Annotated in this window: 11 protein-coding genes; 5 read left to right on the forward strand and 6 right to left on the reverse strand. The window is 71.6% G+C overall.

What is annotated here, in order from left to right:
• Positions 1–89 precede the first annotated feature (89 nt).
• From NGF19_RS26875 to NGF19_RS26895, 5 genes are all read left to right on the forward strand, one after another.
• Positions 90–1,325, forward strand: coding sequence for a dTDP-4-dehydro-6-deoxyglucose aminotransferase (locus NGF19_RS26875; RefSeq protein WP_252428153.1), 1,236 nt, complete (start codon positions 90–92; stop codon positions 1,323–1,325).
• Positions 1,322–2,779 carry a dTDP-4-amino-4,6-dideoxy-D-glucose ammonia-lyase gene (gene desII, locus NGF19_RS26880; RefSeq protein WP_252428154.1) on the forward strand — a complete coding sequence of 486 codons (1,458 nt, stop codon included), beginning with the start codon at positions 1,322–1,324 and terminating at the stop codon, positions 2,777–2,779. Before NGF19_RS26875 ends, desII begins: the two co-directional genes overlap by 4 nt.
• A gap of 180 nt (positions 2,780–2,959) precedes the next feature.
• Positions 2,960–3,835: a glucose-1-phosphate thymidylyltransferase RfbA gene (rfbA, locus tag NGF19_RS26885; RefSeq protein ID WP_252428155.1), complete on the forward strand. Its 876-nt coding sequence runs from the start codon at positions 2,960–2,962 to the stop codon at positions 3,833–3,835.
• Between the two features lie 40 nt (positions 3,836–3,875).
• A complete protein-coding gene (gene rfbB / locus NGF19_RS26890) occupies positions 3,876–4,883 on the forward strand; it encodes a dTDP-glucose 4,6-dehydratase (RefSeq protein ID WP_252428156.1) in 1,008 nt (335 codons plus the stop codon).
• Complete coding sequence (locus NGF19_RS26895) at positions 4,880–5,998, forward strand: DegT/DnrJ/EryC1/StrS family aminotransferase (RefSeq protein WP_308288559.1); 1,119 nt, start codon at positions 4,880–4,882, stop codon at positions 5,996–5,998. The genes rfbB and NGF19_RS26895 overlap by 4 nt, the downstream gene beginning before the upstream one ends.
• 107 nt (positions 5,999–6,105) lie before the next feature.
• Here the strand turns inward: NGF19_RS26895 and NGF19_RS26900 are convergent, their stop codons facing one another.
• From NGF19_RS26900 to NGF19_RS26925, 6 genes are all read right to left on the reverse strand, one after another.
• Complete coding sequence (locus tag NGF19_RS26900; RefSeq protein WP_252428157.1) at positions 6,106–8,601, reverse strand: beta-glucosidase H; 2,496 nt, start codon at positions 8,599–8,601, stop codon at positions 6,106–6,108.
• A 40-nt stretch (positions 8,602–8,641) separates the two neighbouring features.
• Positions 8,642–9,355 (reverse strand): class I SAM-dependent methyltransferase, encoded by a 714-nt coding sequence (locus NGF19_RS26905; RefSeq protein ID WP_252428158.1) that lies wholly within the window; start codon positions 9,353–9,355, stop codon positions 8,642–8,644.
• 6 nt (positions 9,356–9,361) lie between these two features.
• Positions 9,362–10,687 carry an activator-dependent family glycosyltransferase gene (locus NGF19_RS26910; protein ID WP_252428159.1) on the reverse strand — a complete coding sequence of 442 codons (1,326 nt, stop codon included), beginning with the start codon at positions 10,685–10,687 and terminating at the stop codon, positions 9,362–9,364.
• A gap of 109 nt (positions 10,688–10,796) precedes the next feature.
• Entirely contained in the window at positions 10,797–12,071 is a 1,275-nt protein-coding gene (locus NGF19_RS26915) for a cytochrome P450 family protein (RefSeq protein WP_252428160.1), read from the reverse strand.
• Entirely contained in the window at positions 12,050–12,889 is an 840-nt protein-coding gene (locus NGF19_RS26920) for a thioesterase II family protein (RefSeq protein WP_252428161.1), read from the reverse strand. The genes NGF19_RS26915 and NGF19_RS26920 overlap by 22 nt, the downstream gene beginning before the upstream one ends.
• The coding region (locus NGF19_RS26925; protein WP_252428162.1) for an alpha/beta fold hydrolase at positions 12,886–14,368 on the reverse strand (1,483 nt) is incomplete at its 5' end. The genes NGF19_RS26925 and NGF19_RS26920, both read right to left, overlap by 4 nt.

Here is a 14,368-nt window from a genome sequence, read left to right on the forward strand (position 1 = left end):
GTCCTGACGTCACGGTGGAGCAACAGAGACCTCGTTCGGGGCTCCCGGACCGGCAAGCAATTCGTGACGGCGGCCCGGAGGGAATATCCTTGAAAAGCGATTTAGCCGACCTCGCGTTCTTCGGCGGCCCTGCCGCTTTCGACCGGCCGCTCCTCGTGGGGCGGCCCAACCGCATCGACCGGGCGAAGCTCTACGAACGGCTCGACCGCGCCCTGGACAGCGGGTGGCTGTCCAACGGTGGTCCGCTGGTGCAGGAGTTCGAGCAGCGGGTGGCGGAGCTGGCCGGCGTACGGCACGCCGTGGCCACCTGTAACGCCACCGTCGCCCTCCAACTGCTGGTGCACGGCGCGGGGCTGACCGGCGAAGTGATCATGCCGTCGATGACGTTCGCCGCCACCGCGCACGCGGTGAGCTGGCTCGGCCTCACCCCGGTCTTCGCGGACATCGACCCGCACACCGGCACTCTCGACCCGGAGCGGGCGGCGGCTGCCGTCACCTCCCGCACCTCGGCGCTGCTCGGCGTGCACCTGTGGGGCCGGCCCTGCGCGCCCGACGGCCTGCGCAAGGTCGCCGACGAGCATGGGCTGCCCCTGTTCTTCGACGCCGCACACGCCCTGGGCTGCGCGGTGGACGGCAGGCCGGCGGGCAGCCTCGGCGACGCGGAGGTCTTCAGCTTCCACGCCACCAAGGCGGTCAACGCCTTCGAGGGCGGCGCGGTGGTGACCGACGACGCCGAGTTCGCCGCCCGGGTGCGCGCCCTGCACAACTTCGGCGCGGGGCTGTCCGGCGCCGGCCCCGCAGGCGGCACCAACGCCAAGATGAGCGAGGCCGCCGCCGCGATGGGCCTGACCTCGCTGGAGGCGTTCCCTGAGGTCGTCGTGTGCAACCGGCGCAACCACGCGGCCTACCGGGCGGAACTGGCGGACCTGCCCGGTGTCCGGGTGGCCGACCACGACAGCCACGGCATCAACAACCACCAGTACGTCGTCATCGAGATCGACGCCGAGACCGCCGGGTTCCACCGCGACGTGCTGCGGGACGTGCTGCTCGCCGAGCATGTGCACACCCGGGCCTACTTCTCCCCTGCCTGCCACCAGTTGGAGCCCTACCGGCGGTCGCGGCACGCGCCGCTCCCGCACACCGAGCACATGGCCGAGCGGGTGCTCGCCCTGCCGACCGGCACCTCGGTCGGCGACGACGAGATCCGCCGGATCGGCGAGGTCATACGGCTTTGCGCGCGCCAGGGGCCCGACCTGACCGCCCGGTACCGCGCCACGCCCCCGTCCCCCGCCGTCGCGACGCCCACGATTGGACGCACCCGATGACCGCCCCCGCCCCCGTCCCGACCGCTGCGCTCCAGAGCTGCGCGCACCCCGGCGCCGATCTGGCGGCAGCGGCCCACGCCGTCCGGCATGCCCTGGCCTCCAACGCACTCATCCCGGTCGACGAAGCCGACGACGCCGCCCGCCACCTGCTGAAACTCGCCGTCCGCTACGGCAACGAGCCGTTCACCCCGCTGGAGCGGGCGCGCGCGGAACTGGGCGTCGACCGGGAGGCGTTCAGTCGTCTGCTGGGCCTGTTCGGCCGGCTGCCCGAGCTGCGCGCCGCCGTCGAGTCGGGGCCCGCCGGAAAGTACTGGCAGAACACCGTGCTGCCGCTGGAGCGGCGTGGCATCTTCGACGCCGCCCTGGAGCGCAGGCCCGTCTTCCCGTACAGCGTCGGCCTGTACCCGGGCCCCACCTGTATGTTCCGCTGCCACTTCTGTGTGCGGGTGACCGGCGCCCGCTACGATCCGTCCACGCTGGAGTCCGGCAACCGGATGTTCCGTTCGGTGCTGGACGAGATACCGCCGGGCAACCCGTACGCCATGTACTTCTCCGGTGGCCTGGAGCCCCTGACCAACCCCGGTCTGGGCGGTCTGGTCTCCCACGCCACCGGCCGCGGCCTGCGGCCCACGGTGTACACCAACTCCTTCGCGCTCACCGAGCCGACCCTGAAGCGGCAGCCGGGGCTGTGGGACCTGCACGCCGTGCGCACATCGCTGTACGGGCTCGACGACGAGGAGTACGAGCAGACCACGGGCAAGCGGAACGCCTTCGGCCGGGTGCGTGCCAACCTCGCGCGCTTCCAGCGGCTGCGGGCGGAGCGGGAGTCGCAGGTCCGGCTGGGGTTCAGCTACATCGTGCTGCCCGGCCGGGCCCGCAGGCTGCTCGACCTGGTCGACTTCATCGCCGAGCTCGACGAGGCGGGCGACGGCCGGTCGGTGGACTTCGTCAACATCCGTGAGGACTACAGCGGCCGGGAGGACGGCCGGCTGCCGCAGGCCGAGCGGGCCGAACTCCAGGAGGCGCTGGCCGCCTTCGAAAAGCGGGTGCGCGCCCGCACCCCCGGGCTCGACGTGGACTACGGCTACGCGCTGGAGAGCCTGCGGGCGGGGGCCGACGCGGAACTCCTGCGGATCAGGCCCGCCACCATGCGGCCCACCGCGCACCCGCAGGTGTCGGTGCAGGTCGACCTGCTGGGCGACGTCTATCTGTATCGGGAGGCGGGCTTCCCCGACCTGCACGGCGCGCACCGCTACATCGCGGGCCGGGTCGGTCCTGGCACCACGCTGGAGCAGGTCGTCACCGAGTTCGTACAGAAGGGCGGCGAGGTGGCGGCGGCCGAGGGCGACGAGTACTTCATGGACGGCTTCGACCAGGTGGTGACCGCCCGGCTGAACCAGTTGGAGCAGGACACCGCGGACGGCTGGCAGAAGGCGCGGGGCTTCCTGCGCTGATCCGTACGCACACCGAGGGCCCGGCCGTACGGCCGGGCCCTCGGTGTTCTCCGCATCCCGTCCCCACGCTCGCCCACCCCTTGCAGGCGGAGTGGCACGCTCCCCCTGTACGGCCCCTAGCGACCCCTATTTCTGAAGTGCGACCCGTAATCCGGTCACCCACCCTGCTAAATTCCGGGAATGAAGGGAATAGTCCTGGCCGGTGGAAGCGGAACTCGACTGCATCCGGCGACCTCGGTAATCTCGAAACAGATTCTTCCGGTCTACAACAAGCCGATGATCTATTACCCGCTGTCCGTTCTGATGCTCAGCGGAATCCGGGAAATCCAAATCATCTCCACCCCCCAGCACATCGAACTCTTCACTTCCCTGCTCGGCGACGGAAGCTCCCTCGGCATCACGCTCGACTACGCCGTACAGAAGGAGCCCAAGGGAATCGCAGAAGCGTTCCTGGTGGGGTCCGACCACATCGGCGACGACCCCTGCGCGCTGATCCTGGGCGACAACATCTTCCACGGCCCCGGCCTGTACGCGCTCCTGCGCCGCAGCATCGCCCGCCTCGACGGCTGTGTGCTCTTCGGCTACCCGGTCAAGGACCCCGAGCGGTACGGGGTGGCCGAGGTGGATGCCGAGGGCAGGCTGACCGGCCTGACCGAGAAGCCGTCCGCGCCTCGCTCCGGCCTCGCCGTCACCGGCCTGTACTTCTACGACAACGAAGTCGTCGACATCGCCAAGAACATCCGGCCGTCGCCGCGCGGCGAACTGGAGATCACCGACGTCAACCGCGTCTACCTGGAGCAGGGCCGCGCCCATCTGGTCGATCTCGGCCGAGGCTTCGCCTGGCTGGACACCGGCACCCACGACTCGCTGCTCAAGGCGAGCCAGTACGTGCAGGTGCTGGAGGAGCGCCAGGGCGTGTGGATCGCGGGTCTGGAGGAGATCGCGTTCCGGATGGGCTTCATCGACGCCGACGCCTGCCACCGCTTGGGGCTGGGCCTGTCCCACACCGACTACGGCACGTACCTGATGGAGATCGCGGGCCGGGCCGCCCCGTGACCCGCCTGCCTCCACGACCGAACCCCCTCGACAGAAAAGGATGGCAGCAGTGCGGCTTCTGGTGACCGGAGGTGCGGGCTTCATCGGCTCACACTTCGTGCGGCAGCTACTCGCCGGGGCGTACCCGGATCTGGCGGCCGAGGAGGTGATCGTCGTGGACAGCCTCACCTATGCGGGCAGCAGGACCAACCTCGCTCCGGTGTCCGGCGACCCCCGTCTGCGCTTCGTGCACGGCGACGTCTGCGACGCGGACCTGCTGGCGCGCGCACTGCGCGGGGTGGAGGCCGTTGTGCACTTCGCGGCCGAGAGCCATGTGGACCGCTCCATCGCGGGCGCGTCCGTGTTCACCCGTACCAACGTGCTGGGCACACAGACCCTGTTGCAGTGCGCGCTGGACGCCGGAGTGGACCGGATGGTGCACGTCTCCACGGACGAGGTGTACGGGTCGATCGACACCGGCTCCTGGACCGAGGACTGCCCGCTGGAGCCCAACTCCCCCTACGCCGCCTCGAAGGCGGGCTCCGACCTGCTCGCCCGCGCCTACCACCGCACTCACGGCCTCGACGTGCGGGTGACCCGCTGCTGCAACAACTACGGACCCTACCAGCATCCGGAGAAGCTGATCCCGCTGTTCGTGACGAACCTGCTGGAGGGCGAGAAGCTGCCCCTGTACGGCGACGGCGGAAACGTCCGCGAGTGGGTGCACACGGACGACCACTGCCGCGGCATCGCGCTGGTGCTCGCCGGAGGCAGAGCGGGCGAGGTGTACCACATCGGCGGTGGCCGCGAGCTGAGCAACCGCGAACTGACCGGCCTGCTGCTGGAGTTCTTCGAGGCGGACTGGTCGTCGGTGCGTCCGGTGGCCGACCGCAAGGGGCACGACCTGCGCTACTCGCTGGACGGCGGGAAGATCGCGCGCGAGCTCGGCTACCGCCCGCGGGTGGACTTCGCCGAGGGCCTGGCGCGCACCGTGCGCTGGTACCGGGACAACCGGAACTGGTGGAAGCCGCTGAAGCCCGCGTCCCGGGCGGCCGGAGTCGGCTCGTGAGCCCCCGGGTGCCGTTCCTCGACCTCAGGGCCGCCCACGACGAGCTGCGGGCAGAGACGGACGCGGCCGTGGCCCGCGCGCTGAACTCGGGACGCTATCTACTCGGGCCCGAACTGGAGGCATTCGAGGGCGAGTTCGCCACTTACTGCGAGACCGCCCACTGCGTCGGCGTCAACAGTGGCCTTGACGCGCTGCATCTGGCGCTGCGAGGCCTGGGCATCGGGCCGGGCGACGAGGTGATCGTCCCCTCCCACACGTTCATCGCGAGCTGGCTGGCGGTCTCGGCGACGGGGGCCACCCCGGTTCCGGTGGAGCCGCACGAGAACCACCCCACGCTGAACCCGGTGCTGGTCGAGAAGGCGATCACGCCGCGCACCCGGGCCCTTCTGCCGGTGCACCTCTACGGCCACCCGGCGGACCTGGACGCCCTCGGCGAACTCGCCCGCCGACACGGCCTGCACCTGGTGGAGGACGCGGCGCAGGCGCACGGCGCCCGCTACCGGGGCAGGCGGGTCGGCGCGGGCTCCTCGGTGGTCGCCTTCAGCTTCTACCCGGGCAAGAACCTGGGCGCCTTCGGCGACGGCGGAGCGGTGGTGACCGGGGATCCGGAACTCGCCGAACGGCTGCGGATGCTGCGCAACTACGGCTCGCGGCAGAAGTACGCCCACGAGATCCAGGGCGGCAACTCCCGGCTGGACGAGGTCCAGGCGGCTGTGCTCCGGGTCCGGCTGACGCGCCTGGACGAGTGGAACGCGCGCCGGGCGACGCTCGCGGACATCTATCTCACAGAGCTTCGCGACGCCCCGGGCCTCACCCTGCCGGCGACCGCGCCGGACACGGAACCGGTCTGGCACCTGTTCACCGTGCGCACGCCGCGCCGCGACGCGCTGCGGGACCATCTGGCACGGTGCGGCATCGAGACGCTGACGCACTACCCGGTGCCGGTGCACCTCTCCCCCGCGTACGCCACTGCGGGCCACGAGGCCGGTTCGCTGCCGCTGGCCGAGAGAGTCGCCCGAGAGGTGCTGAGCCTGCCGATCGGCCCACATCTGGGCGCGGCACGGGCCCGGGAGGTGAGCGCGGCGGTGCGCGACTGGGCGGAGCACGCGGACTGATCCGTGGCCTCCGGCCGCCGCGCGACGGGCGGTGCCCGCCGCCTCGGTTCGAGGTGGCGGGCACCGCCTTTCGTCTGCCGGCAGGGACAACTGCCCTGCGTGGGCTGCTACTCGGCGATGTTCACCGTCACGCTGCCCTTGAGGTCGGCGGAGGACGTGCCGACCTGGAGGAGCCGGTCGCCGGTGCCGGTACGCCAGGCGTGCGAGGCGGTGTCCCAGTACTGGAGCTGGCGGCGGTCCACCTTCAGGGTCACCTGCTTCTGCTCACCGGGGGCGAGCGCGACCTTGGAGTAGCCGACCAGCTTCTTGACGGCCTGCGGCGCGGTCACGTCGGGACTGGCGCCGAGGTATGCCTGGACGACCTCCTGCCCGGCGCGCTGTCCGGTATTGCGCACGGTGAGCGTGACCTGGAGCCCGCCGTCGGCGGAGGGCTCCACGGTCGGCGCGCCGTACGTGTACGAGGTGTAGGAGAGCCCGTGCCCGAACGGGAACAGCGGGCGCACCTTCTCCTTGTCGAACCAGCGGTAGCCGACGTGGATGCCCTCGGTGTACTCCTGCTGGTTGTCGACGCCCGGGTAGCGCTTGGGGTCACCCGCGACCGCGTGCTGGTCCTCCCGGGCCGGGAAGCTCTGGGTGAGCTTGCCGCTCGGGTTGACGTCGCCGTACAGCAGGGCCGCGGTCGCCTCGGCGCCCGCCTGGCCCGGGTACCACATGTCCAGGACGGCCCGGGTCTTGTCCAGCCAGGGCATCAGCACGGACGAGCCGGCGTTCAGCACCACGACCGTGTTCGGGTTGGCGTCGGCGACCGCCGAGATCAGCTTGTCCTGGGTACCGGGCAGGGACAGCGAGGGGCGGTCGACGCCCTCGGTGCCGTCGTCGTAGGCGAAGACGACGGCGGTCTTCGCGTTCTTCGCGGCCGTGACGGCGCGCGCGATGCTCGCGTCGGCCGCCTCCGGGGTCACCCAGCCGAGGTCGACCGAGAGCGGCGTCGCGCTCATGGCGAAGCCCGTCATGCTGAGCTTGTGGGTGCCCTTGGCGAGCTTGAGCAGCGGACTGCTGACCTTGCCGTAGACCTGTCCGGCCTCGATGACGTGGTCGTCGAGGGTGACGGTGGCGTAGCCGCCGGTGGCACGGACGGCGATGCGGTACTCGCCGTCGGCGGGCACGGTCAGCGTGCCATCGTACAGGGTGCCGTTCTCCCCTGGTTCGAGCTGCTTGCCCTGCTTGAAGGCGGGGCTGAGGGCAGTGTCCGGGATCAGCGACCCGAAGATCTGCTCACCGGCCTCGTACGACACCTGGGCACCTGCGCCGGCGCGCCGGCGCAGGGTGTCCAGGGGCGCGGCAGCCGAGTCGGGCACCACATGGGCGCTGCCCAGTCCGGTGACCTTGGGGTCCTGGGCGGTGGGGCCGATGACGGCGAGGCTCGTGCCCGCGTCGCCGGTGAGCGGGAGCGCACCGTCCTGGTTGCGCAGGAGGACGGCGCCGTTCTCGGCGACCTTCTGCGAGACGGCCTGGGCGCCGGTCCGGTCGCGTTCGGGGCGGGCCGGGACGGTGCCGCCTACGAGTCCGAAGCGCTCCATCTGGCCGACGATGCGCTCCACCGAACGGTCGAGGACCGTCACCGGGATGGTGCCGTCCTGGACGGCCTTCTTCAGGGCCGCGCCGAAGTACGCGGGCTCGGGCTCGGGCGCGCCAGGCGGGATGTCGCCCGGTAGTTCGAGCCCCATCTCCATGTCGAGGCCCTTGGTGATGGAGTCGGTGCTCTGGGTGGCGAGCCAGTCGGACATCACCCAGCCCTGGAAGCCCCATTGGGCGCGGAGCACTCCGTTGAGAAGTTCGTCGTTGCCGCAGGACGGCTTGCCGTTGAGACCGTTGTAGGCGCACATGAAGGAGGCGGCCCCGGCCTTCGTGGAGGCCTCGAAGGCGGGCAACTCGATCTCGTGGAGCGTCTGTTCGTCGACCTTCGCGTTGACGCCGAAGCGGTTGTTCTCCTGGTTGTTGGCCGCGAAGTGCTTGGCCGTCGTCATCAGACCTTGGCTCTGGATGCCCTTGATCTGCGCGGCGGCGGTCCGCGAGGACACCAGGGGGTCCTCGCTGAAGGTCTCATAGTTCCTGCCGCCGTGCGGGACGCGGATGTTGTTCATCATGGGGCCGAGCACCATGTCCTGGCCCAGTGCGCGGCCATCGCGGCCCATGACCTTGCCGTAGCTGTCGGCCAGGGTGTCGTCGAAGGTGCTGGCCAGGGCGATCGGCGCGGGCAGCGCGGTGGCGGTGCCGCCGACCAGCCGGATGCCATTGGGGCCGTCGGCGGACCGCAGCTCGGCGATGCCCAGGCGCGGCACGCCTGGCAGGTAGCCGACGTTCTGCCGGGCCGGGTCCAGGTGCCAGTGCACGAAGGAGAGCTTCTCGTCGAGCGTCATGCGGGCGACGAGGTCCTCGACCGTACTGGTCTGTGCGGCGCCGTTCTCGGCCGGGCCGCCCGCGCCGGGGGCCGCGGCTGCGACGGTGGTGCCGGCGAGGAGGCTCGCGACGACGGCGAGCGTCAGCGTTCTGGCGCTTGCCCGGCGGCGTCGCGAGCCGGGTATTCGTAAACGTATCGTCACTGTTCTTCGCTTTCCTTGTTTCCTTGGGGGGTCTGTGGGGTCAGGCGGGGACGCCGACGAAGAGGCCGCGGCCGGACGGGCCGCCCTCCAGGTACTCGACGCGCAGCCCGGCCGTCTCGAACGCCTTCTCGTACTCGCCCTGGTGGAACAGGGTGATCAGGTGGACCTCGGAGAAGTGCCGTATGCCGAGTCCGGAGTCGGCGACGGTGAAGTGCTCCTCCAGACGGGTCGCGTTGCCCTCCCGCACCGAGTGCGAGACGCGGGCCACGGTCCGGTCGTCCTTGCGGACGACGTCGGCGGACACCCAGCCCTCGATGAACGTCTCGGGAAACCACCAGGGTTCGACGACGACCACGCCGCCCGGCGCCAGGTGGGCCGCGAACGTCCGCAGGGTGCCGTCGAGTTCGGCGGTGGTGCGCAGGTAGCCGACGGAGCTGAACATGCTGACCACCGCGTCGAACGTGCGCCCCAGCCGGAAGTCACGCATGTCTTCCTGGTGCAGGCGCACGTCGGGGATGCGGGAGCGGGCGTGGCGCAGCATGTCGGCGGAGAGTTCGAGCCCCTCGGCCTCGGCGAACTGCGCGACGAAGTGCTCCAGGTGGGTGCCGGTGCCGCAGGCCACGTCGAGGAGGGAGGCGGCGCCGGGGGTGCGGGAGCGTACCAGTTCGGCCATGGCGGCTGCCTCGGCCGCGTAGTCCTTGCCGCGGCCGAGGTAGAACAGGTCGTAGACATCGGCGTGGTCGACTTCGTACATGGGTTCCTACTTCGGTATGCCGGGGGCTGCGCCCCGGAGCGGGTCGGGGCCGGCGGGGACGCCCACCGGGGTGCTGCGGTGCCGGGCGGTGAGCCGTTCCAGTTCGGGAACCAGTCCGGCGGGGGTCGGATCGGCGCAGGTCTCCTCGCACAGCCGCTGTGCGGCGGCGGGGATCGCCGGGTCTTCGAGGATGCGGACGACGGCGTCGCGCACCGCCTGCGGGGTGAGTTCGGCCGGGGGCAGGAAGAAGCCGACGCCCTGCTCCTGGATGGCGCGCGCCTTGACGGGCGCGTCCCACAGCTCGGCGAGCATCACCTGCGGCACCGCGTTGACGACGGCCGTGGCGTAGGTGCCGGCGCCACCGTGGTGGACGATCGCGGAGCAGCTCGGCAGCAGGGCGTGCATGGGCACGAAGTCCACGAAGCGCGTGTGTTTCGGGTAGCTGCGGACTCCGGCGAGCTGCGAGGAGTCGAGGGTGGCGACGAGCTCGATGTCGAGGTCGGCGAGAGCCTCCAGGATGTCGCCCTGCTCGACGCCGTCGCCACCGAGCACCTCGCGCGCCGAGACTCCGAGGGTCAGGCACACCCGGGGCCGCTCGGGCGGCTCGCACAGCCAGTCCGGCACGATCGAGGTGCCGTTGTAGGGCACGTACCGCATGCCGACGGTGGGCAGGCCGGTGTCCAGGCGCAGGCTGGGCGGGGTCGGGTCGACGGTCCACTTGCCGGTGACCAGTTCCTCCGTGAAGGCGGGGCCCCTGTGGCGGGCGAGGGTCCACGTCAGCCACTCGGCGGTGGGGTCCTCGCGGTGCTCGGGCGGCTGCTGGTCGCGCAGCGCCACGAACTTGCGGCGTGCGCTGCCCATCACGTCGGGCCCCCAGAGCACCCGGGCGTGCGCGGCGCCGGTGACATGCGCGGCGACGGCCCCGGCGAAGGTGGTGGGTTCCCACAGCACCAGGTCGGGCTGCCAGGAGCGCGTGAACGCGACCAGGTCGTCGACCATCGTGTCGTTGTTGGCCAGCAGGTAGAAGTACGGGGTCAGGATGGCCTCGATACCGAGGGCGTGCTCCCAGTCCAGAGGTTCGGCGCGGGCCTCGTCGAAGGCGATCGCCGGGTGGTTGGGGCGGGGCTCGCCGGACATCCGCGCCCGGTACTCGTGGATGAGGTGGTCGGTGCCGACGGGCACCGCGGGCAGGCCGGACGCGGTGATGGTGTCGACGAGGGCGGGCTGGCTCGCCACCCGCACCTCGTGTCCGGCGGCGCGCAGCGCCCAGGCCAGCGGCACCAGGCCGTAGTAGTGCGTGTGGTGTGCGAACGAGGTCAGCAGTACGCGCATGGCATCGCTGTCCTTCCTCTGCGAAGGCGGGGGTACGGGCGAACGGCGTGGCGAGGGCTCAGGGAACGGCCTCCGCCGCGGATGCGGGGGCGGCGCGGCTCCAGGGCGTTCAGGTGGTCATCCGTACGCTCAGGGGCCCCCGGCTGACGGGGGTGCGGCGGGCCCGGAGCACCGGCCCGGCCTGGCGCAGCCCGGGAAAGCGGGTGGCGAGGGCGCGCAGGGCGGCCTGCGCCTGGAGACGGACCAGGGGGGCGACCGCGCCGTGGTGCCCGCTCTCGTGCAGGGCCAGGTGTGCGGCGGCGTTCTGCCTGCCCAGGTCGAACCGGTCCGGGTCGGCGAAGACCGAGGGGTCCCGGCCGGCCGCGGCGGTGAGGACGACGACGTGGGTGCCGGCCCGCAGCCGTCTGCCCGCCAGTTCCGTCTCGCGCAGCACGGTCCGGGCGTCCAACTGCACCGGTGGATCGTGCCGAAGCGTCTCTTCCACGGCGTGCGCGGCGAGTTCCGGCGTCTCGCACACCTGCCGCCACTGGGAGCGGTCGTCGAGGAGCGCCAGGACGGCGTTGCCGGCGAGGTGGGCCGCGGCGGTGACGCCGAGGGCGCACGACTGGGCCCGCAGCGGTCGTGCTCCGGTGCCGGGCGCCGGGTCGGGGAGGGCGGCCGACAGGGCGTCCAGTTCCGCCAGCCCGTCGAGTGCCGAGCGCACCTTCCACAGGGACTGCGGGGCGAGCAGGCTGTCGGGCAGCAGCCGGAGCCGTTCCGCGCAGGTGGCGAACTCCTGGCGCAGTTCCTCGGGGACGCCGAGCACGGCAGCGGTCGCGGCGGTCACCGCGGGCCGGACGAAGTCGCCCATCAGCTCGAAGTCCTGTCCCGTTGCCGGGCCGGGGACGCGGGTGCGCAGTACGTCCTGGTGGACGCGGTCCACGGTGGCGCGGTGCCGTTCCAGGGCCTCGGGGGCGAAGGTGCGGGCGCTCTCCTGGCTGAGCCGGGCACGGGCATCCGGGCCCAGCTCCAGTGGGCTTCCTTCGCCGTAGGCGAGCACCTGCTGGGGCACCGGGCGGCCGTCGGCCGTGGACAGGCCCAGGTCCGGCGAGCCGAGGGCCTGCGCCGCGAGGGCGTGGTCCGCGGTGACCCAACTACCGGTGGGACTGAAGGACAGCGGGCCGCGGGTGCGGACCCGCGCGTACTCCGGACAGGGGTCGTCGAGTTGGGCGCGCAGGACGACGGCGTACGGGTCGCCGTTCGCGGCGTGTATCCAGTGCAGCCCCCTGGTCTCGAGGAGGTGGTTGCCCAGTTCGCTGTCGGACGCGGTTCGTGCGGTCGTGCGCAGCGGGGGCTGGGTGATGGCGGTGGGGCCGTCCCCGTTCACCTCTGGTGCTGCTGCCATGGGTTCGCAGCTCCTCTCAGAAAGCCGGTCCGGGGCTCTGTGCCGGGTTCCTCACGGGTGACGAGCATGTGGTCGGAGATGTCGTTGCAGAGTTCGTGCCACAGGTCGTTCAGGTAGAAGTGGCCGCCGGGGTAGGCCCGCAGGCAGAAGGAGCCCCGGGTGAACTTGCGCCACTCGGCGACCTCCGCCAGCGGCGCCCTGGGGTCGCTGTCGCCCGTCAGCGCCATCACGGGGCATTCGAGCTTGAGGCCGGGCCGGTAGGTGTAGGTCTCGGCGGCCTTGTAGTCGCTGCGCAGGGCGGGGAGCACCATGCGCACCAGTTCCTCGTCGCGGAACACCCCGTCGTCGGTGCCGCTGAGCTGCTGGATCTCGGCGAGGAAGCTGCGGTCGTCGAGCTGGTGCACGGTGCGGTCCTGGGGGCGGGACGGAGCCCGCCGCCCGGAGACGTACAGGCCGTCGAGCCGTACGCCGTGCTTCTGTTCGAGGATGCGGGCGGCCTCGTAGGCGACGGAGGCGCCCAGGCTGTGCCCGAAGAGCGCCAGTCGGCCTTCCTGCCAATACGGCTCGGTGGCCCGCACCACGTGCTGGGCGAGTTCGTCGACGCTCTCCACACAGGGTTCGTTGCGCCTGTCCTGGCGACCGGGGTACTGCACGGCCAGCACTTCGATGGAGGGGTGAAGTTCCGCCGAGAAACGGAAGTAGTAGCTGGCCGAGCCACCGGCGTGGGGCAGACAGACCAGGTGCACGGTCCTGTCGGGCGACGGGTGGAATCGCCTGAGCCACAGTCCGCCGTCCTCCTGCCGAGCTCTGTCGTTCACTGGTTCCCCTTCTGCTTCTGTGCGGTGTGGCGAGCCTGGACGCCGGTGGTCTCGATGCCGTCCAGCCATGCGGCGACGGCCTGCGCGAGGGCGGGAGCGTGGTCCCGCATCATGGTGAAGTGGTCGCCCGGGACGTCCACCGCGGTGTGCGGCTGGTCCCACTGGGCGCGCCAGTCGCCGCGCTCCTCGGGCCATGCGCCCAGCGGTTCCTCGGCGCGGACCAGCAGCAGGGGCGCGCTGGTGGGGGCCGGCGGCCGTTCGCCCAGGAAGCGCGCGTACCGGCCCATGGCGAGCAGCTTGGACTCGGGCATCGGCTCCAGCTCGCCCGCGAAGAGCCCCTCGCCCAGGAGTTGACCCCATGCCTCGATGGGCGCCTGGTGGCCCGGCGGGTAGGGGTCGACCAGGACGACGCCGGCGGGCACCACTCCGTAGACCTCCTCCAGCCTGCCTGCCAGCGCGTGCGCGAGCAGTGCGCCGCCGGAGTGGCCGACGAGGACGAAGGGCTGACCGGCCGTCGACCGCAGCAGGGCGAGGGCCTGGGCGTCGAGCGCGGCTTCGAGGGTGGCGGGTAGCGGCACGGTGCGGATCCCGCTGCTGCCGTAGCCGGGCAGCGGCAGCGCGAGGAAGTCCCGTTGCCCGGAGAAGGAAGCGCTGAGCCGCATGAACTCCTGGGTGCCGCCGTTGGCGGCGGTGCCGGTGCAGCCGACGAGCAGGGCGCGGGACGCGGCCCGGCGCGGGTCGGCGGTGGCCGGGTCGGCGGTGGCGAGCCGGACCGGTTCGAGCGACTCCGGGCAGGCGTCGGGGGTCTCGAACTTCGGCTGGAAGGCGGATGCCACGGCAAGCACGTCGATGAACAGGTCGTACTGGTCATCGTTGACCGCCTGCCGGAAGAGGGCGCGGAACGGGCCGCCCGCGTCCGGTCCGAATCCGGAGGTGGCGAGGGCCGCCTCCTGAGTCTCGCCGAACTCCCAGTCCTGGCCGGCCAGTGCCACGCCCACACAGTCGGCCAGCGCACCGGGCGTGGGGTGCTCGAAGACCACGGTGGCGGGCAGGTCGAGTCCGGTGAGTGCGTTGATCCTGTTGCGGAGCTCCATGGCGGTCAGCGAGTCGAATCCCAGCTCGCGCAGGGGCCGGTCAAGGTCGATGTCCTCGGTGGCGCCGTGCCGGAGGACGGCGGCGACCTGCCTGAGCACCATGTCGCGCACCTCGCGGCGGCGCCCTGCCTCGTCCAGTTCGGCGAGCTTGGGGTTCCACGGTGTCTCGGGAGCGGTGCCGACGGTCTCCGTGAAGGCAGGCGAGCGACCGGGCAAAGCGGGGGCGATCCAGTAGTGGCGGTGTTGGAAGGCGTAGGTGGGGAGGTCGATGTGGGCGGTGGTGGCGGGAAGGAGGGTGCTCCAGTCCACCGGCAGGCCGTTCACCCAGGCTTCGGCGAGAGAGGTGACCAGACGGTGCCGGCCGCCCTGGTCCCGGCGCAGGGTA

The sequence above is a fragment of the Streptomyces macrolidinus genome (genome assembly GCF_023887685.1).
Taxonomy (GTDB): Bacteria; Actinomycetota; Actinomycetes; order Streptomycetales; family Streptomycetaceae; genus Streptomyces; species Streptomyces macrolidinus.